We start from the raw sequence: 18,317 nt of genomic DNA on the forward strand, positions 1-18,317 counted from the left end.
GCCGTAACCCTGTCCGCTTCTACGGCTCCGGCACGATGCTCCACTATGGGGGCGTGGCACAGGCGCCCGGCCGGGCACGCCCTCCGGGGAGTGTCCCTCGCACCACCCCGGGGCACCCGCCACGCGACGCGACCAGGAGGGCTACCAGATGACCGGCACCAGGGGGACCCGCGGAGCGACCCGCCTCGCGGTCCGCTACTTCGACGACCGCGTGCTGTTCAGCGACAGCGAGGCCTGGGCCTACTTCCGCCTGCCGACGGTCTCCTACGAGTTCACCACCCCCGAGGAGCGCCAGGCACTCGCCACCAACATCACCATCGCCCTCGCCGCCATCCGCATGAACGACGCCGAGGTCCACCTGCGCGTCGCCCACCGCACCTATCCGGCCGCGGACTGGGCCACCCGGCTCGACGGCACCTCCGACTCCGGTCCCGGCTGGTACGACTACCTCGACGAGATGTACCGGCACGTGTGGGCCAAGGACTTCTGGACCAAGGAGGTCTACCTCGGCGTCCGCCTCGGCCAGCGCAACCCCGGCGCCGGGCTCGGCCTGTTCTCCCAGCTCTTCGGCGCCTACCAGCGCACCGAGCAGGTCCTGGGCATCAACGACGACGCCGTGGACGACAGGGAGATCGCCCGCTGGACCGACCAGTCCGAGCGGCTCGGCCGCGCCCTGGCGGCCAGCTCCCTGCACGCCCGCCACGCCACCTCCGACGAGATCGCCTGGCTCATCCGGCACGCCGTCAGCGGCACAGCCGAGGAGATCCGGCCCTCGGCCGCGGGCCGGCGCACCTGGGGGCGCGGCGAGATCGAGGCGCTCGTCGACGGCGTCGTGCACAACGGCCGCTCCATGCTCCGCCTCGAACAGCCCGCCGGCTCCACCCACGTCGCGTTCCTGTCCTTCGCGCGCTTCCCGGACCTGATGCCCTTCCCGGACGGCGAACCGTGGATGCACCACGCCGACGCGCTGCCCTTCCCGGTCGAGATGTCCCTGCGCATGAAGCTCATCCCGCCCGCCAAGGCGTCCAAGGACGTCGGCCGCAAGCTCGCCCACGCCCGCGACATGGACGCCCACATCCGCGAGGCCGGGGTGGAGGCGCCCATCGCGCTCGCCGAGCAGATCGACGCCGCCCGCATGCTGGAGCACGGCATCACCAAGGAGCGCCTGCCCTTCGTCTACGGCTGGCACCGCCTCATGGTGTCCGCGCCCACCGAGCGCCTCCTCCTCCAGCACGTCGAGGCGGTCGTGGAGCACTACCGCGACATCGGCATCGACGTCATCAACTCCACCGGTGACCAGTTCTCCCTGTTCAACGAGTCGCTGCCGGGCGACCGCATCCGCCTCAACGCCTACGCCCAGCGCCAGCCGCTGCGCACCATCGCGGGCGGCATGCCCACCGCCACCGTCGACGTCGGCGACCGCGTCGACCACACCGGCGGCGGCTGGATCGGCCCCTACATCGGCGAGACCCTCGGCCGGGCCCGCTCCATCGTCCACTTCGACCCCATGGTCGCCGCGGCCCGCAACCGGCCCACCGCCATCGCCATCACCGGCGAGCCCGGCGGCGGAAAGACCACCCTGGCCCTCCTGCTCATCTACCAGCTCGCCCTGCGCGGGGTCACCGTGGCCGCCATCGACCCCAAGGGCGACGCCGAGTCCCTCGTCGAACTCCTGCGCAGACGAGGCCGCAAGGCCCGCGTCATGTCCCTGGGGTCGGCCCAGCCCGGGCTGCTCGACCCCTTCGCCTTCGGCGACGACCTGCCCGCCAAGAAGACCATGGCCACCGAGACCCTGCGCCTGCTCCTGCCCCGCATGAGCGAGGAGCGCGAGTCCGCCATGATCCAGGCGGTCGCCGCCGTCGCCAACCAGCCCCAGCCCTCCCTGGCCAAGGTCGTGGACCACCTGGTCTCCTCCTCGGGGGCGGCCTCGCGCAACCTGGGCGCCGTCCTGCAGTCCATGTCCGAGATGCGGCTGGCCAGCCTGTGCTTCGACCCCCAGGGCGACGCCCAGATCGACACCGAGGGCTGGACCACCGTGTTCACCCTGGGCGGGCTCACCCTGCCCGACTCCGGCGTGGGGCGCGACGACTACTCCTACGAGCAGCGCCTGTCGGTGGCCCTGCTCTACCTGGTGTCCCAGTTCGCCCGCCGCCTCATGAACGGCCTGGACCGGCACCTGCCCAAGGCGATCTTCCTGGATGAGGCCTGGGCGGTCACCTCCACCCCCGAGGGCGCCAAGCTCGTCCCCGAGGTCTCCCGCATGGGCCGCTCCCGCAACACCGCGCTCATCCTCGTCTCCCAGAACGCGGGCGACCTCCTCAACGAACAGGTCACCAACTGCCTGTCCTCGGTGTTCGCCTTCCGCTCCAGCGAGCGCTTCGAGGTGGAGAGCGTCATGTCCCTGCTGGGCATCGAGCCCAACGAGGACCACCTCGCGGTGCTGCGCAACCTCGGCAACGGCGAGTGCCTGTTCCGGGACCTGGACGGCAGGTCCGGGCGGATCGGCGTCGACCTGGTCTCGGAGAACCTGACGCGCTGGCTGGACACCAACCCCACCCGCCAGCGCCCCGGCGAGGAGGACGAGGACCTGGTGCCCTCGGGCGGGCGCGACGGGCAGGTGTAGGGACCGGCTCCGAGCACCGGAGGTGTCCGCCGGAGTGCTCCGGCGGGCACCTCCCGGGCGGCCCGGAGCGGTTTTCGGACGGGTTCCGGAGCGGTCTCCGGACGGGCGGCGGGCGGCCCCGGACGGGGTCCGGGGCGGTCCGGGACGGTCTTCGGGCAGGTTCCGGACCACGCGCGGACAAATCACGGCAAAGGCATGCAAGATGCCAGGTTCGGGGCACGCCGGGGATGGGCATCTCCTACCCAGTCGGGCTCCTCCCCGGGTGCCCGCCCCCCGCACCCCCGACCGACCCAGCACTCACAAGGGACCGCCCATGAGTGAGGACGTCATCCGGCCACGACCCGTCGTCGACCCCGACCTGCCCGAGGACCAGCGCGAGGAGGTCCTGCGGAGGGCGGAGGCCCCGCCCCCGGTCCCACGCGGCGGAGGGGAGGTCCTCACCCGCCTGGTCCGGATGCGCGAGTGCGGCATCCACCTGTTCGGCGTCGGGTTCACGACGGCCCTGGCCCTGCTCACCGCGGGCTGGTACCTGGGCATGCTGATCACCAGCATCAGCCTCGTCGCCTACGTCGCCGTCATGGCACGCCGCGGGGACACCCACCCCGCCACGCGCGCCGCGGGCGTCCTCGCGGGCGTCGGCACGGTGGCCTCCGCACCGGCGTGGCTGACGGACACCGTCCCCCAGGACCCCTTCCCGGGCATGCCCTGGGTGCTGTTCGGACTGCTCGTCGCCATGGTCGTCGCCGACACCCTCACGGCGGGGGCGCGGGAGGCCGCCGGGGAGCGGTACCGCGAACACGTCGTGCTGCCCGACGACCTCAGCGGGGGCGACCACGCCCTCCTCCTGGAGGTGCAGCACGTGATCGGCCTCGTGGACGCGGCCCGCGACGAACTCGGCGGGGAGGCCCTGGACACCGACCGTGCGCTGGCCGTCCTGCGCGAGGAGGAGTGGCGCATCGCCTCGCTCCTGGCCCGCCAGCGCGAACTGCGCCGCGCCCATCTGCGCCGCTGGCAGAGCGCCGTCTCGCCCCGCGTGCGGGAGGCGCTCAAGCCCCAGCGGGAGCACCTGCACGCCGTCGCGGAGGCGGTGCGCGCCCGCGTCGCCCAGATCAGCGAGTACGGGCGCCTGGTCAGGGAGGCCGTGGCGGCCCACCGCGAGTGGGAGCAGTGCCAGGAGGCGGTGGACTCCACGGCCGAGTACGCCGACCACCTGGCCTCGGCGTCCTTCCTCGGCGCTCGTTCCGCGCAGGTCTGCGAACTCGCCGCCACCGCCGCGATCGCCCGCAGGGTCCGCGACGAGCGCGTCGGGCAGGCACTCCTGGTCGGCGGCCGCCTGGCCGCGTCCAGCGGACCGGTCGCCACCGGAGCCGACGGCGCCGGACCGGCCGGCACCGGGCGGGCTGGCGCCGGATCGGACGGCACGGGACCCGGCGGCACGGGAACGGACGAGGGGTCGGGCGCCGCCGGGCAGGACACCTCAGCGGCGGACGGCTCCCCGGCCGCGGACGCGGACGGGCGCCGCGACCGCCTCCGCGCCTGAGCCCCGCCCGCGCCGGACGGACCCGCCGGGGCCCGCCGCAGGGACCCACCGGGATCCGCCGGGAACACCGGCGCGGGAGACGGAGATCACCGGGGTCACGATCCCTGCACCCGGGGTGACCGGTGGTTCCGTGGTTGTCCGGTTGCGGACAGCGACCTCTTCGACAATCGGTCCCAAACACCTTCGGCTTCTGACACATTGGGCGAATGAGTGAAGTCTGTGAGAGCATCCGCCACCCCCTCACCACCGCCAAGGAGGCCGTGACCGTACGGGTGGCCTCGGGCAGGGGCGGGTTCGCCGAGATCCTCCGGCACGCACGGCAGGACCTGGTCGACGCGCTGGAGAAGGACCAGGACCCCGACTCGCCCGAGGTCCGCGAGGCGCTCTCCCAGCTGCACGACCACGTGGACCGGGTCATGGCCGACCACGTCAACCGGCAGCGCCGGTGGCCCTCCCGTACCGACGGCGAGCGCCTCACCCGGGCCTTCCGGGCCCTGGACGAGTCGGGGGTCATCGCCCGGGAGGACTTCACCTGCTGCGACGGCTGCGCCAGGGGCGCCCTGAACGGCGAGCTCGCCGCCCGCAACTCCGACCCCGGCGGCCAGGCGGCGCGCGGCTACGCGTTCTACCACGCCCAGGACAGCGCGCACGCGGCCGCGGGCAGCCCGCTGACCATCCGCTTCGAGGCCACCCACCCGCTGCGCCGCGCGGCCGTGGGAGAGGAGACCGCCGAGGCGCTGCGCGCCCACGGGCTCACGGTCGACTGGGACGGCGACCCCGACCGGGGCCTGCGCGTGCCCATGGACTGGAGCCGCCGCCGCTTCGGCCGCCAGGCGGCCTTCCCCGGCCCCGCCTCGGACGGCGAGCCGATGGTCCGGGTCTCCTTCAACGACCCCGGCCCCTACGGCGTCCCGGAGTGGATCACCCGCTACGAGGGCCGCGTGAGCGTCCGCGAGCTGTCCCGGATGGTCCTGCCCTGGCTGCCGCGCCTCTTCACGGCCACCCTGAGCAGCGACCGCGGCCAGAGCATCACTCTGGAGCGCGACTTCGACCTCCTGCGCGTGGACCACGGCCCCGCGCTCTCGCGCGAGCGCGTCGAGGAGCCGCTCAGCCGCTGGGCGGTCGGCGCCGTCTGGCCCCGCGAGGAGGCCCGCTCCTCCCACACCGGCCTGCTGGAGGTGAACTACGCCGACACCGCCGAGGAGGGCATGGGGTTCATGGACTACGCCGAGCCCCTGGAGACGGCCGCCGCCCGCCAGCTCGTCTACCAGCTCACCCCCGCCAAGGGCACGTTCGCGGTGTTCACCGCCGCGAACGGCGAGGTCGTCCAGATGATGTGGGAGAGCGGGCCCCTGCTGTGGATGGAGAGCCCCTCGCCCGCCGAGGGAGTGTCCCGGGGCCGCCACGTCACCCTGCCCGAGGCCGAGGAGATGGTGCGCGTCCTGGCGGAGGAGGGCCGCGTCGCCCTGGCGGACCTGGGGGAGCTGCGGACCACCTCCTGGTGAGGGCGCGCTCCCCCGCCGGGACCCGGCCCCGAGGCGGGTGCGCGTCCCCGTCCCCGCGGGTCAGTCCGTCACCGTGAAGGCGATCTCCTCGGCCTCTCCCGGATTCTCGGGCCGGACACGCTCCGCCAGTTCCGCCATGTCGATGCCGGGGAACTCCAGGGTCGGATTCCCCCGGTCGTCCCTGGGCAGGTTCGCACTGAGTATGGCGACGACCTCGCCGGCGAACTCCTTGCGTGCCTCCATCATCTCGACCGCGCCTTCCCGCGTAACGGTGGCGATGACGGTGTCCCCGTGCTCCTCGCACGTCCACGTCCCGCCCTCGGCCTCGCACCCCTGGTGCAGGCGCCTGTCACCCGCGTCCTCCTTCGCCAGGCTGTTCAGGGTGAGGCTGAACCCGTCGAGCCCGGGGGAGGGCTCGGCGGGCACGTAGACGGTGGTGGACTGACGGAACTCGTCCTCGACGATGATGCCGGCCTCCCGAAGGCTGTGGCTGAAGAGCATGGTCGACGGTCTCCAGCCGGCCGAGTCCAGCACGGCGATCGTGGACGGGAAGGCGGCGGTGTCCCGCAGGAGCTCGTCCCGCTCCTGCCGGAGCTTCTCCTCGGCGCCCATCCACCAGGTACCCGAGAGCAGCAGCGCCACCGCGACGACGGGAGAGAGCGGGAGCACGGGGGAGAAACGGGGACTGCGCCTGGACGCGGTCCACACGGCGCACCCGAGCAGGGACAGCGCCAGGCAGATGACCGGCAGGAGCATGAAGGTGATGAGGTCCAGGACCAACGCCACCATCGCCTGGGCACCGGCCATCAGTACCGCCGTACTCAGGACCACGGGGAACTCCCAAGGCCGGGGGACGTGCAGACAGTGCAGGGTCCGCAGGAGCAGGTGGTGCCCGGCGCCGGTCAACGCGAGGGTGACCACGCCGAGCGAGGCCGTGTAACCCCAGCCGTAGTGCAGCACGTCGAGAAGGGCGAGCAGTCCGCCGACCCACAGGACCGCGCCCACCAGGAGCGGGTACATGACGGCGGCCGCGACCATCGTCCACACGGCCCCCGTGCTGTGGGTGAGGGCGGGGGCGAACGCGGGCGGTGATGCGGGGAGGCCGCTCATGGGCCCTCACGGAAGCCGGGGAAGGGGGGCTCTGGTGTGACGCCTTCGGGCGCTTCCGGGTTGAGGGGGAGCCGTGCGGACCGGGGGAGGGGAAGGACGGGAAGGCGAGGGGAAGGACGGGAAGGCACCGTCTCGCCCGGTTCGCGCGATGGTCTCCGCGGGTCCTCGTCCTTGGTGCGCTCGTGCGCGCAGTCCTCGCGGTAGGCCGCTGAGGTTCCACCGTGCCGCCCTGCGGAGTGTGTCCGCCCCATGCCTTTGGGCCGTCGCCGGCGGGCCCGCACGTGGGGGCCTACAAGGAGACCAGCGCGGCCGCCACCATCACCGCGCACACCGCCGCCCAGGCCCGGCCGAGCGCGCGGCCCCGGCTCACGGCCAGCACGGTGGCGGCGACGACCCCCTGGAAGGCCGCGGTGAGCGGCGCGCTCCCGAACCAGCCGGTGCCGAGGACGAAGGTCGAGAACGCCACCTGGGCGAACGCCAGCACGACCGACCCCGCGAACAGGGCGGCGGTGGCCCCAGGGCGGGGGACACGGGCCCGGCGCAGGAGCAGCAGCAGGAGCCGGTGGGCGCCCGGGACCAGCACGCACAGGGCGAGCGCGGTACCCGCGGCGAGCCAGGCGGCCCCGGTGGTGAGGGCGAACAGCACCAGGGCCCCGCCCACGAGGAGGAGGCCCGAGACCAGCAGCGGGTACAGGACGCCGCTCACGACGAGCGCGATGGTGCCCCCACCGGACAGGGGTCGGCGGGCGGGCCCCGGTGGGGAGGACGGGGACGGGCCCGGGGGGTTGGATGGTCCGGACGGGGGAGTGGGCTCAGCGGCCATGGCGGGGACCTCCGGTCGCGGACGGGACGGGGTGGTCCTGTTCCCCTTCCCCGTGGCGCGTCGATATCCCGCATTCCGTGTGGTCGGCCGAAGGGCGGCGGGGTCTGGAAAGGCGGGAGTGCCGAAGTCCTGAGGAGTCGGCGAAGCCGGAGCAGGTGGAGAGGACGAAGAGGCTGGTTGTGACGCAAGGGGCACTGGTGGTGCGGGTGATGTAGCCGTGGTCCTACGTCAGGTTTCGGTCCTACGGCAATGGGGACTCGGGCTCTCACCGAAGGCGGAACTGGTACCGGGTGTCAGTCCGGTTTAAGACGTGGTGTCCACTTTTGGACATGAAACTGTGTGTGACGCCCCTCATAGTGCCGAGGGGGCTGGCGAATTGTGGCCTCGCGGTTTTGGGGTGTTTCGGAAGGCCGTTCGCGTCTACTACCTGCGCAAACATTGGTAGGAGTCGGTTTTGTCCACCGGGTTCTGATCGTTTGGGTGGCAGGAAGCGGAAAATCCGTCGCGTTGCACTCATCTCCTCGGCGGGTGATGACGCACCATAGAGGATGGGGTAAAGACATGCGGGGGCCCTGCGGTCGCGCACGGCCGCGTGCGTCGAGCACGCGTGCGCGGGTGTGACCAGCAGGGCCCCGTGTCTGCGAACGTCCACCCCGGTCCGAACCACGACGCAGGAGCCAGCAGATGACGCATCAGCACGTCCGACGGCGCGGATGGCGACGCATCCTGATGACGTTCCTGATGTTGGCGGGCATCCTCGTGCTGCCGCTCAGCGGCGCCCAGGCGGCTCCCCTGTGCCCGGGGGAGCCCGCGCCGCTGCCGGAGTCGGCGGGGAGCGGTTCGGACGGTCTGCTGGTGCCTCCGCAGTCGCAGTCCTCCATCGAGGGCTCCCCGGACGGCCTGCCGCCCGACGCCAGTATGTACGGCCAGTACGGCACCGCCGGCCAGCAGTGGCACATGATCACCGAGTCCTGCGTCGACGGGATCAGCAACGGTGCACAGGCCACTCTCGCCAACACGGCCTGGGACCTCTCGAAGACCATCAACCAGTCGACGATCACGGTTTACCAGGCCGCCACATCCGACGGCCTCCTCGCCAGTTTCAACGAACTGGTCGAGAACGTCGTGGTCACGCTGAGGGAGGGAATCTGGCGGCCACTGGTTCCCACCGTCGTCATTCTCGGCGCGCTGTGGCTGGGCTGGTACGGGCTCATCCGAAAGCGGATGACGCTCACGATCGAATCCAGCATCTGGATGGTCGCCGCGACGGCGCTCGGTCTGTGGATCATGGTCAACCCGGCGCAGATCATGGGTATGGCCAGCAGCCTGGTGAACTCCGGCAGTCAGTTGGTGACCAGTGCCGTTGGGCAGGTGCCCTACGGGGGCGGTTCGGGGACCTGCCCGCCTGGTGCCGATGCCCCAGAGCGGGCGGAATGGGAGTCGGAGGCGGACTTCCAGGTCAGGCGCAACGCGGACATGCTGTGGTCGAGCCTGGTGTGCCAACCCTGGATCGCTGGCCAGTTCGGAAACGGAGACATAGCCGAGTCAGCAGCCTATGTTCATGGGACTGACCTCATTGCAGCTCAGGGAATCAGCCGAATCGAACAGCAGCAGATTGTTGACGAAGAGATCGACGCTAACACCCTTATTTCGGAGAAGCAGGGGGCCTATGAAGCCATTGCTGCTGACGTGCAGGAGTACTACCCCAGCCTTTACCCTCTCTTCTCGGGAGAAGACCAGGGTAGCCGTCTAGGGGTTGCCACACTCGCGCTTTTCGCATCGATCTTCGCTGGAGGGTTGATCCTTGCCGGTTCTGTGGCACTCATCGTTTTGAAGATTGCCTTTCTGCTTCTCTTCCTCCTGTCACCGATCTTCCTGCTCATCGGCATCCACCCTGGCTACGGGCGTCTGGTTTTGCTGCGCTGGGTTGAACTGATGGTGGGTTTCCTGCTCAAGCAGATCTTCATCGTGCTCCTGATCTCCCTTCTGGTCATGTGCTACGGCATGGTCATGTCCACCAGCCTCGGCTGGGGCCTGCAGATGATCCTGCTGGCCCTCTTCACCGTGGCCCTGTTCGTCTACCGCAAGCCCTTCGCCTACCTCTTCACCTCGGTCAACGCGAACACCTTCACCTCGCGCATCGTCAGCGACGCCGCGCAGAGCCAGGCGCTCAGCAGGAGCGCGGTGGTCCTGCCTCCGGTCGCCAACCTGAAGGCCCAGGCCTGGGGCCTGCGGCGGGGGCCCCAGATCGCGGGAGTGGCCGCCGGGGTGCCGGCGGGCGGCGGAGGAGTACCGGCCGCTGGAACCGATGTCGGCGGCGCCGAGGACACCTCTCCCGATGGCGGACCGGTCCGCGCAGAGGGTGCACGGGCACGTGGAGTCGCCGGGTACGGCAGGGTGCGGGACAACGCGGCCCCGCCCCTCAACGTCACCAAGAGCGCCCCCACAGGTGGTGCCGGCGGTGGCGGCACCCGGAACGGCGTTCCCAGCCGCAGCGGGGACCAGGCTCCGAGCCTTTCCGGCAGCGGATCGGCTGCGGGCTCCATCCCGCCCCGTCCCAGTGGTGGCTACACCGGCACAGGGGACAGCGGTTGGGCCTCCGTGTTCGGGACCGGCACCGGAAGCCGCGGCGGTTCCGACCGGCGCGGCGGCGACAGCGCCAGTGGCCGAGGCGGCGGCGGTGCCATGTTCGGCGGCGGATCCGTCTCCGGTAACAGCCGTGCGGCGGGCTCCGAACGGCCCGACGCCAGCAGCGGGCGGGGCATCTTCAGCGGACGCGAGGAGACCCCGCCTCGGGGGAACCCCAACGCCCGTGGTTCACGCTGGAGCGTCCCGAGGGACAAGCGCGAGCGTCCCGCTCCGCAGCGTCCGGCCCGGCCCGCGCCCTCCAGCGAGAGCCGCGGCCGGGGCGACGGTGACGGCGGCTGGCTGACCGGCTCCGGCAAGCGCGGGGACAACGCGCCCATCACCCCCTTCTGGGGCGAGAGCAGTTCCTCCCCCACCAGGGACCGGAAGCGCGACGTCCCCTTCTGGTTGAACGACGACTGACGAACAAAGGCCCCGAGCGATGCCCAACCCTCTCCCCGAACGCGCCCAGCGTGCTGTCTTCATCGGACTGATCATCGTGCTGGTCGCGTTCGGGCTGTACCTGAGTTTCGGCGGCTTCGGACCGGACGCGGACGAGGAGGGCCCCGCGGCGGCCCCTCCGGAGTCCGAGACCTCCCAGGGACAGCAGGGCACGAGAGGTTCCGGCGGTCCGGACGCGCTGTCCACCGTCGAACCGAGCCCGATACCGACGACCGCCGCCGATGACGTGAACGTCCTCGACTGGTTCCCCTTCACCGAGGAGGACCTCCGTGCGGCCGGGGCGACCGCGAGTGCCTTCGCCGAGGCCTACGGGACCATCGACTACACCCAGTCGCCTGAGAGCTACTACGCCTCGATGGAGGAACTGGCCACCAACGAGTTCGCCGATGTCCTGTCCGAGACGAGCAGGGTCGGCGCCTTCTGGGACCAGATGTCCGAGGCCGAGGCCGTCGCCGAAGGGCGGGCGACGGTCGACTCGATGCGGACCTTCGGGGAGGACTCGATCACCTTCGTCGTGACGGCGCAGTCCATCACCGAGACCGCCGACGCGGAGTTCGACGAGGAACTCGGAGAGTTCGCCGTCACCGTCGTGCGCAGTGGTGACTCCTGGCGCGTCTTCGACTTCCAGCCCGCTGATGTCGGCCAGTTCGGAGGAGAGGAGTGATCCCTTGATCTCCCTGTTCACCCGTGAGTCCTCCGACCGGGGAGCGGCGGGTCTGTGGTTCGGTGCCGCTGTCACCATCGCGGTCTCCCTGATGATCATGGCGGCGATGTTCGTGATCCCCGTGATCAGCAACACCACACAGCAGATCGGGTCCCTGATGACGAACGGTCTCACCTGTGACCCGGACGAGGACGCAGAGCAGCCGGACGCGAGCGGCTACGCGATGGACTCCATCCCCGAGAACTACCTGGATCTGTACCGGAAGGTCGGGGAGGACCGCGGGATTCCGTGGAACATCCTGGCGGGCGTCGGACAGGTGGAGTCCCACCACGGGCGCTGGGAGGGCCCGGGGATCACCGAGGGGCACAACGACTGGGGTGCGGCCGGACCGATGCAGTTCGGCGCCCTGGACAACTCCGCGGCGGGCAACAGCTGGGGCGGTGAACCGATCCAACCCGTCGAGGAGCGGCCGGAGCAGGGGTACGGCGTCGACGGCAACGACGACGGGATCGTCAACGTCTACGACCCCGCCGACGCCATTCCGGCCGCCGCCGACTACCTGATCGCCCACGGTCTGAAGGAGGACGTCCGACAGGCCATCTACGGCTACAACCACGCCTGGTGGTACGTGGACGACGTCATGGGATGGGCGGAGGAGTACGCGGACGGGAACTACGACACGTCGGGTTCCGTCCAGACCGCGGTCATGTGCCAGTTCGACGAGGCGGGAACGCTGATCGGGCAGGCTCCCGACAACCTCACCCAGGCCGTGGTCGACTGGGCCCTGGACCAGCGCGGAAAGCCCTACATCTGGGGTGGCGTCGGACCGGTCGGATACGACTGCTCCGGGCTGATGCAGAAGGCCTACGAGAGTATCGGCGTCACCATTCCACGTGTCTCCCAGGACCAGTGGAAATTCGGGCCCGAGATCCCCAGCGGAGAAGAACAGCCCGGTGACCTGGTGTTCTTCAATGTGACACGGTCCGGTGAACCGCCGGGGCCCGGGCATGTGGGAATGGTGATCGGCGACGGGCTGATGGTCGAAGCCTGGTGCACCGACTGTGGCCCGATCGCGGTGCGCGAGTACGATGACCCCAATCGTTCGGACATCACCGGTTTCACCCGTCCGTTCGAGCACCCGGATGTGAAGGCCCAGCTGGAGGCACTGGACAGTCGTGGTTGAGGAGAAGGCACCGCCCAAGAAGCAGGGGCTACACGGCTGGAAGGCCGCTGCGGCGGTCTTCGGCTGCGGGACCCTGGCGGCCTTCGGTGTCTTCGGAGTCGTCGTCGCTATTCTCGGGACCTTCGTCTCTACTCTGTCATCCGGTTTTGTTTCGGAAGACCAAGGACCTGCCAATTCTGTTGCTGCTCAGCCGACTGCTCCCCGTGATGAATTCCTGGAAGATAAGTTTGATCTCTGCGAGATCATTGATTCCATCTCTGCGATCCAACTCAGTTTGACTTCCGGGTCCGAGGAACCGGAGGACGAATCAATCGACGGTGGCCCTCCTTCGGAGGACGACCTTGTCCGGTCGGGGGAGTGCGGTGGAATTGTCCGCCCTGATGCGACGTATACGGTTCCCTGGGAGTTCGAATTCTCCTACCGAGCTGTGATCTACTCTCCTGATGATGACCGGAATGATTTGGCTCAGGCGGACATGCAAGCCTGGGTCGAGGAGATTGAATCCTCTGGGATCACCATCGAGGAGAGCGGGTCCTACCCCATGGTTGACGAGGCCCACTACTTCTATGGCATCCCGGAGGGCGGTGTGGGGAATTTCTACACCGTGGTCGCAAGGAAGAGAAGCGGGGTGTTCATGGTCAATATGATCTCCGAAGACGGTGCTTCGCCTGGGGAGTTCTCACACGAGGTTATGAAACTGGAGACCCGTCTGGGTAATGACCTCGGAACTATGATTCCCCAGTGATCCTGCGGGCTTGAGGGTCTGCTGGGCCCTGGGTGGCTCAGGCGACTCCGGCCATGAAGTGGTGGCGGCACAGGGTCGCGTACGACTCGTTGCCGCCGATGTGCACCTGCTCGCCCACGTAGACCATCACGCCGTCGACCACCCGCGCGTTGTGGGTGGCGCGGTCGCCGCACCAGCAGCGCGCGGAGACGGGCAGGACCTCTATCTTGTCCGCGAGCTCCACCAGGCGCTGAGATCCGGGGAAGAGCTGCCCCTGGAAGTCGGTGAGGATCCCGTAGCAGTACACGTCGATCTTCATCCCGTCCACGACGCCCGCGAGCTGGCCCACCTGCTTGAAGGAGAGGAACTGGGCCTCGTCGCAGATGACGTAGGGCACGTTGCGGTCGGCGACGTCGTCGTACAGGTCCAGGTCGTCGGTCACCTCGATGGCGGGCGACTTCAGGCCGAGCCTGGACGAGATGATGCCCTCGCCCGCGCGGTCCTGCCTCGTGTACAGCGCGCCTTCTCCACCGCGTGAGTGGTGCTCCTGGAGGGCCATGGTGCTCTTGCCCGAGTTCATCGCCCCGGTGAAGTACTTCAGCTCCGCCATGTCTCTTCCTAGATCGGAGGTGGGGGTCGGGGGCGCTGACGCTGGCGCTGTCGACGGCTCGGGCTTCCTGCCGTGGCCAGCAGAGAACATACCAGTGACCGGCCAGGGGCTCAGCACCGCTGGCCGCCCGTAACCGGCCCTCCCACCGGAAGGGTTCACCGGGCGGGAGGGGAGTCCCCCGACCGGCGCGGCGCGGATACGGCTCAGGCACAGCGTTTCCGGTCTCACTGCGGCTGGCCGTTGTTCAGGCCGAAAACGCGGCTGTGGGATGTCGCACTCCGGATTTCCCCTGTCGACGGCTTTTCCTTCTCTCGCCGGCCCCGGGCGAGGGCGTAGCTTCCGGGTGTCGCCACCAGCTGGAACGGTGTTGGTGGAGATACCGAAGAAGCGCGGGAGACGCAGGAGAACGTGTACGCGCCTCACCGTGGATGGCGCGCCACGGAGAAGTGAAGTCCGCTTCGATATATTTGGTTGCTCCATGTCCGAATAGGAGTGGAATTGCGGAGGGGGAAGTGGCATTGAGGCGCGATCAGATCACCCAGGTGGTCGAGGGCCGATGGTTCTCCAACACGATGCTCGTGGTGATTCTGGTCAATGCCGCGATTTTGGGCTGGGCGACCTATGGAGGTTCGGCACTTCCGTATCTGCTCGTCGCGGAGCACGTCGTCGTCGGGCTGTTCGTCATTGAGATGGGCCTCAAGCTCTACGCCTGGCGGGGCGGGTTCTTCCGGGACGGTTGGAACTGGTTCGACTTCTTCGTGGTCGCCATCTCCCTGGTTCCGGCGATCGGCCCGTTCGCCGTGCTCCGCATCCTGCGGGTGCTGCGGATCCTGCGGGTCATCACCGCGGTTCCGCAGATGCGGCACATCATCACCGCGCTGTTCAGGTCCGTGCCCGGGATGGGCACGGTGATCGGCCTGCTCCTGGTGGTCATCTACACCGCGGCGATCATCGCCAACCAGCTGTTCGGCAGGGACGTGCCGCAGTTCTTCGGCGACCTGGGCACGTCCCTGTACACGATGTTCCTGCTGATGACGTTGGAGAACTGGCCGGACGTCTCGGACGCCGTGCTGGAGAACCACCCGATGGGATGGACGTTCTTCGTGCTGTACATCGTGCTGACGACGTTCATCATGCTGAACCTGGTGATCGGTGTGATCGTGACGTCGCTGGAGCAGGAGGTCAGCGAGGTCCGCTGGGCCGAGGACCAGGAGGTGGAGGAGGTCCAGCACGAGGCGGTCATGGCGCGTCTGGCGGAACTCGGGCAGCAGGTCGAGCGCCTGGAGCGGATGGTCCGGGAACGCGACGCCGCCCCTGTCGCGCGCGGTTCCGGTGTCCCGGAGGCCGTCGCGGCCGCAGAAGGTGTCGGGGAGGGGAGCGGGGACACCGTCCGGCTGCCGCCGGGCTCCCTCGACTAGAAAGACACGGAAGGCGCAGAGGACGCAGCGGAGCACCCGGCGGCCCTGGTGAGGGCTGCCGGGTGCTGTGGGTTACGCGCGTCGCGGGCCAGGGGTGGCGGGTAGAGGTGCCGGGCCGCTAGAGCTTTTGGCCGCGAGCGGCATCGAGGAAGGTGGTCCACTCGGAGGTGGGGAAGGGGAGGTGTCCGGCGTCGGGGTGCTTTGAGTCGCGGATGGCGGCGCCGCAGGGGAGGTCGCTCACCTCCACACACTCGCCTTCGCCGCTGCTGTAGCTGCTCTTGCGGAAGTCGGTGGGGAGGTGTGCGACCTCGACGCAGTCGACCCCTTGCCCGCTGTAGCTGCTCTTGTAGAAGGCCAACTTTGGAGTTCTCATGAAGTGCTCTCCAGGGTCTTGATGTGCTCTGTAATGTAGTTGGCTGTTTCGGCAGCACTGATAGCTGACGCTTGCACGTCGCCGAAGGTGGCACTGTACAGCTTGACTTCGTGAGGCTCTTCCAGGTAGAGCGCGTCAGCTAGTGTCTCCACACACACGATGGAGGCGTCCAAGGGGTTTGGGAAGTCCAAGATCGTAAACGGGGCTGTCAAGCCAGAATGTGCGCCTGCGCTGAGAGGAAGCATCTGCACGTCGATGTGGGGCATTTGAGCCATGTGAAGCAGGTGTTCAAGTTGCCTGACCAGTACTTCCGTCCCACCGACTAGACGATTGAAGGCTGACTCATCGACGACAGCACGTAGGTGTACGGGACTGAACCTGGTTAGGATCTCTCGACGTCCCATGCGGGCCTCTACACGCCGTTCGATCTCACGAGGGTCCGTGTACCTTCCACCACGGAAGATGGCTTCCGTGTACTCAGGTGTCTGCAACAGCCCTGGGATGACCTGTGATTGATAGGTCCTCAAGAGTGAGGCTTCGGCCTCGAAGTCCGGTAGCGACTCGTTTTTGAAGACGTCCTTGTACTTCGACCACCATCCGCGCACCCGCGCGTCTTTGGCGAGGGCCTGCATGGATCCGCGCTTCTCGGGGTCAGTGATGCCGTACAGGTCCATCAATCTGTCGAGGTCGTCCGGTTTGATGCGTTTTGCTTCTTTTGACTCCATTCTGGTGACCTTGGTTGAACTCCATCGAAGTTCCTTGGCTACCTGGGCAGCAGTGAAGCCCGAGCTCTCTCGTGTTCGGCGGAGTTCTGTGGCAAGGCGGCGTAGACGTAGGGAAGGACTCCGAGGATCTTGCATGGCATCAGTCTAACTAACTACTTACCAGTAGATGCAAGAATCACTTGCGATAGTTGCATCATGCAGGTTAGCTTGAATGTGTAGTCACTGACACATCACCCAGTGTGTATGTCGGTCAGGCTACGCCTTGCCCGTTCCGCACATCACGGCATCCGTGAGACTCCTCCAACGGGCCCACGTAACCCCTACTCATGTGTTCTGCCACGCAAGGAGTGTGTTCGTCGTGCCTTCGACCGCCCCGACGCCCGTACTGGGAGAGGCCACGGTGCCGCTGTCCAGCTTCATCCAGCCGGTCCACCGCCACTACTTCTCCCGGACCCCTGAGCGGCCCCACTACCGGATGCGCCGCTACGACTTCGCCGGGACTCCGGCGGTGATGCCCCTGGTCCGGGCGTTCCTGGACACCTGCGCAGCCGCCCAGTCCATCGACTACCGGTACCTGTTCACCCTGCTCGGCAGCGAGCTGGCCAACAACGCCATCCGGCACAGCCTCTCCGGCCAGCCCGGCGGCAGCTACACCCTGCTCGTCCACCGCCACCGCACCGGGCTGCACCTGACCTGCCGGGACCGTGGCGGCCTGCGCACACAGGACGCCCGCCTCAAGCCGAAGGAGGGCGGTCTGAACCTGAGCGCCGAGTCGGGTCGTGGCCTGGCCCTGGTGGACGCCCTGTCCTCGGAGTGGGGCGACAACGGCAACGCGGAGTTCCGCAGCGTGTGGTTCTACCTGGCTTTCGATCTGGCTGGAAGCCGCTGGAACACCCACACCGGCCGGTGACCCTCACCTCTGACATGTCGACGACATGAGACGGGCCCAGGAAAGCGTTGCAGCGCTTCTCCCGGGCCCTGAATCCCCCAAAACCCAACCCAGACATAAGTAAGGAAAGAGGATCTGATGCGGAATCCTATCCCCTCGCCCCGCCGTTCGGACGACTTTCGCCCCATGCCCCGGCCGCTTCCGCGCCGGACCCCGCTCATCGGCCCGGTCTGCCCGGTGTGCGACCACCCCTCCTGCCGCCTCCGCCGAGCCCAGAGGCTTCCCCGTCTCGGAGGCCACCGCTCCGAGTTCGGCCGCGAACACGCCCAGGCCGCCGCGATCCAGGCCCACCACCGCCACCTGATCGTCTACTACGGCGAGGCCACGCAGTCCTTCTGGGCCATCACCCCCACCGGCATGGTCGAGGCCCGCGATGTCGACGCCCTCCTCCTCGCCCTGTGGCCGCACACCGACCCGCCCGCCACCCGCCCCTGGGCCCGCTCGATGGGCGGACACATTCCGGGAGCCACCACCGGCCCGACCGACGTCCTCAAGGGCTTCCGTGCTGGTCGACGCGCCCTCAGGCGCATCCCCGTACCGGCCTGAGCCAAGAGTCGGCAAGGGCTGAACGTCATGGCCTGTAGCGGTGTGTACTCACCGGCCTGTTCGGGCAGGGGATTCGCGGCAGGGGAAAGCACGACACCGAGGAGGTTGTCATGGCTTCGGAGCCGGAGAGCGCGCTGAAGGACAAGAACTACAACCTGGTCTGGGCCGTTCACCAGTCGCTGGAGAACGTCTGGCGCCTGGAGACCTACATCAAGGACGCCGAGAAGCAGGGCGACGAGGAACTCGCGCGCTGGTTCCGCCGGATCCAGGAGAACAACCAGAAGGCCGGTGAGCAGGGCAAGCAGATGCTGGTCCAGCGCATCCAGAAGGAGAACGGCTGAGGCCCTGCCTTCCCGGTGGGCACTGTCAGCCTGGCCGTCCTCCCGCTCCGGACGGCGCTGTTGACGCAGTCCGTTCCCGGAGGTGAAAAGGCGCCC

At 68.7% G+C, this 18,317-nt stretch carries 16 protein-coding genes; 11 read left to right on the top strand and 5 right to left on the bottom strand.

Annotation, left to right across the window (positions count from 1 at the left end; genetic code table 11):
• Nucleotides 1–148: 148 nt before the first annotated feature.
• From A6A08_RS21700 to A6A08_RS21710, 3 genes are all read left to right on the top strand, one after another.
• Nucleotides 149–2,623, top strand: coding sequence for an ATP-binding protein (locus tag A6A08_RS21700; protein ID WP_073704487.1), 2,475 nt, complete (start codon nucleotides 149–151; stop codon nucleotides 2,621–2,623).
• 313 nt (nucleotides 2,624–2,936) lie between these two features.
• Nucleotides 2,937–4,163 (top strand): hypothetical protein, encoded by a 1,227-nt coding sequence (locus tag A6A08_RS21705; RefSeq protein WP_378698131.1) that lies wholly within the window; start codon nucleotides 2,937–2,939, stop codon nucleotides 4,161–4,163.
• Nucleotides 4,164–4,369: 206 nt separating this feature from the next.
• Entirely contained in the window at nucleotides 4,370–5,668 is a 1,299-nt protein-coding gene (locus A6A08_RS21710; protein WP_073704488.1) for a DUF6891 domain-containing protein, read from the top strand.
• Nucleotides 5,669–5,728: 60 nt separating this feature from the next.
• Here A6A08_RS21710 and A6A08_RS21715 read toward each other — a convergent pair whose 3' ends face one another.
• Together A6A08_RS21715 and A6A08_RS21720 are read right to left on the bottom strand one after the other, a co-directional pair.
• Complete coding sequence (locus tag A6A08_RS21715) at nucleotides 5,729–6,778, bottom strand: hypothetical protein (RefSeq protein WP_073704489.1); 1,050 nt, start codon at nucleotides 6,776–6,778, stop codon at nucleotides 5,729–5,731.
• Between the two features lie 289 nt (nucleotides 6,779–7,067).
• Nucleotides 7,068–7,484 (bottom strand): hypothetical protein, encoded by a 417-nt coding sequence (locus A6A08_RS21720; protein WP_073704490.1) that lies wholly within the window; start codon nucleotides 7,482–7,484, stop codon nucleotides 7,068–7,070.
• 801 nt (nucleotides 7,485–8,285) lie between these two features.
• On the opposite strand from A6A08_RS21720, the gene A6A08_RS21725 reads away from it, so the two are divergent.
• From A6A08_RS21725 to A6A08_RS21740, 4 genes are read left to right on the top strand one after another with little or no spacing between them, the layout of a single operon-like run.
• Nucleotides 8,286–10,649 carry a conjugal transfer protein TrbL gene (locus A6A08_RS21725; protein ID WP_073704491.1) on the top strand — a complete coding sequence of 788 codons (2,364 nt, stop codon included), beginning with the start codon at nucleotides 8,286–8,288 and terminating at the stop codon, nucleotides 10,647–10,649.
• Nucleotides 10,650–10,668: 19 nt separating this feature from the next.
• Nucleotides 10,669–11,352, top strand: a complete 684-nt coding sequence (locus A6A08_RS21730) for a hypothetical protein (protein WP_073704492.1) — start codon at nucleotides 10,669–10,671, stop codon at nucleotides 11,350–11,352.
• A gap of 4 nt (nucleotides 11,353–11,356) precedes the next feature.
• Complete coding sequence (locus tag A6A08_RS21735) at nucleotides 11,357–12,535, top strand: bifunctional lysozyme/C40 family peptidase (RefSeq protein ID WP_242422792.1); 1,179 nt, start codon at nucleotides 11,357–11,359, stop codon at nucleotides 12,533–12,535.
• Nucleotides 12,528–13,280: a hypothetical protein gene (locus A6A08_RS21740; protein ID WP_073704493.1), complete on the top strand. Its 753-nt coding sequence runs from the start codon at nucleotides 12,528–12,530 to the stop codon at nucleotides 13,278–13,280. Before A6A08_RS21735 ends, A6A08_RS21740 begins: the two co-directional genes overlap by 8 nt.
• A 37-nt stretch (nucleotides 13,281–13,317) precedes the next feature.
• Here A6A08_RS21740 and A6A08_RS21745 read toward each other — a convergent pair whose 3' ends face one another.
• The gene (locus tag A6A08_RS21745; RefSeq protein ID WP_073704494.1) at nucleotides 13,318–13,869 is read right to left on the bottom strand and encodes a thymidine kinase; all 552 of its coding nucleotides are present in this window, start codon (nucleotides 13,867–13,869) and stop codon (nucleotides 13,318–13,320) included.
• A gap of 518 nt (nucleotides 13,870–14,387) precedes the next feature.
• Between A6A08_RS21745 and A6A08_RS21750 the strand changes: the two genes are divergently transcribed.
• Entirely contained in the window at nucleotides 14,388–15,287 is a 900-nt protein-coding gene (locus A6A08_RS21750) for an ion transporter (RefSeq protein ID WP_073704495.1), read from the top strand.
• Between the two features lie 118 nt (nucleotides 15,288–15,405).
• Here A6A08_RS21750 and A6A08_RS21755 read toward each other — a convergent pair whose 3' ends face one another.
• Together A6A08_RS21755 and A6A08_RS21760 are read right to left on the bottom strand one after the other, a co-directional pair.
• The gene (locus tag A6A08_RS21755) at nucleotides 15,406–15,660 is read right to left on the bottom strand and encodes a DUF397 domain-containing protein (RefSeq protein WP_073704496.1); all 255 of its coding nucleotides are present in this window, start codon (nucleotides 15,658–15,660) and stop codon (nucleotides 15,406–15,408) included.
• Entirely contained in the window at nucleotides 15,657–16,520 is an 864-nt protein-coding gene (locus tag A6A08_RS21760) for a helix-turn-helix transcriptional regulator (RefSeq protein ID WP_073704497.1), read from the bottom strand. The genes A6A08_RS21755 and A6A08_RS21760 overlap by 4 nt, the downstream gene beginning before the upstream one ends.
• Nucleotides 16,521–16,743: 223 nt before the next feature.
• On the opposite strand from A6A08_RS21760, the gene A6A08_RS21765 reads away from it, so the two are divergent.
• From A6A08_RS21765 to A6A08_RS21775, 3 genes are all read left to right on the top strand, one after another.
• Nucleotides 16,744–17,295 (top strand): ATP-binding protein, encoded by a 552-nt coding sequence (locus A6A08_RS21765; RefSeq protein ID WP_073704704.1) that lies wholly within the window; start codon nucleotides 16,744–16,746, stop codon nucleotides 17,293–17,295.
• Nucleotides 17,296–17,412: 117 nt separating this feature from the next.
• Entirely contained in the window at nucleotides 17,413–17,880 is a 468-nt protein-coding gene (locus A6A08_RS21770) for a hypothetical protein (RefSeq protein ID WP_378698120.1), read from the top strand.
• 110 nt (nucleotides 17,881–17,990) lie between these two features.
• Nucleotides 17,991–18,221, top strand: a complete 231-nt coding sequence (locus A6A08_RS21775) for a hypothetical protein (RefSeq protein ID WP_073704498.1) — start codon at nucleotides 17,991–17,993, stop codon at nucleotides 18,219–18,221.
• Nucleotides 18,222–18,317 lie beyond the last annotated feature (96 nt).

The sequence above is a fragment of the Nocardiopsis sp. TSRI0078 genome, assembly GCF_001905145.1.
Classification (GTDB): domain Bacteria; phylum Actinomycetota; class Actinomycetes; order Streptosporangiales; family Streptosporangiaceae; genus Nocardiopsis.

What these genes read in the sequence shown, in the direction of transcription:
- A6A08_RS21710 (WP_073704488.1), top strand. Translation starts at nt 4,370, where the DNA reads ATGAGTGAAGTCTGTGAGAGCATCCGCCACCCCCTCACCACCGCCAAG.
- A6A08_RS21700 (WP_073704487.1), top strand. Translation starts at nt 149, where the DNA reads ATGACCGGCACCAGGGGGACCCGCGGAGCGACCCGCCTCGCGGTCCGC.
- A6A08_RS21755 (WP_073704496.1), bottom strand. Translation starts at nt 15,660, where the DNA reads ATGAGAACTCCAAAGTTGGCCTTCTACAAGAGCAGCTACAGCGGGCAA.
- A6A08_RS21715 (WP_073704489.1), bottom strand. Translation starts at nt 6,778, where the DNA reads ATGAGCGGCCTCCCCGCATCACCGCCCGCGTTCGCCCCCGCCCTCACC.
- A6A08_RS21745 (WP_073704494.1), bottom strand. Translation starts at nt 13,869, where the DNA reads ATGGCGGAGCTGAAGTACTTCACCGGGGCGATGAACTCGGGCAAGAGC.
- A6A08_RS21725 (WP_073704491.1), top strand. Translation starts at nt 8,286, where the DNA reads ATGACGCATCAGCACGTCCGACGGCGCGGATGGCGACGCATCCTGATG.
- A6A08_RS21730 (WP_073704492.1), top strand. Translation starts at nt 10,669, where the DNA reads ATGCCCAACCCTCTCCCCGAACGCGCCCAGCGTGCTGTCTTCATCGGA.
- A6A08_RS21775 (WP_073704498.1), top strand. Translation starts at nt 17,991, where the DNA reads ATGGCTTCGGAGCCGGAGAGCGCGCTGAAGGACAAGAACTACAACCTG.
- A6A08_RS21760 (WP_073704497.1), bottom strand. Translation starts at nt 16,520, where the DNA reads ATGCAAGATCCTCGGAGTCCTTCCCTACGTCTACGCCGCCTTGCCACA.
- A6A08_RS21770 (WP_378698120.1), top strand. Translation starts at nt 17,413, where the DNA reads ATGCGGAATCCTATCCCCTCGCCCCGCCGTTCGGACGACTTTCGCCCC.
- A6A08_RS21705 (WP_378698131.1), top strand. Translation starts at nt 2,937, where the DNA reads ATGAGTGAGGACGTCATCCGGCCACGACCCGTCGTCGACCCCGACCTG.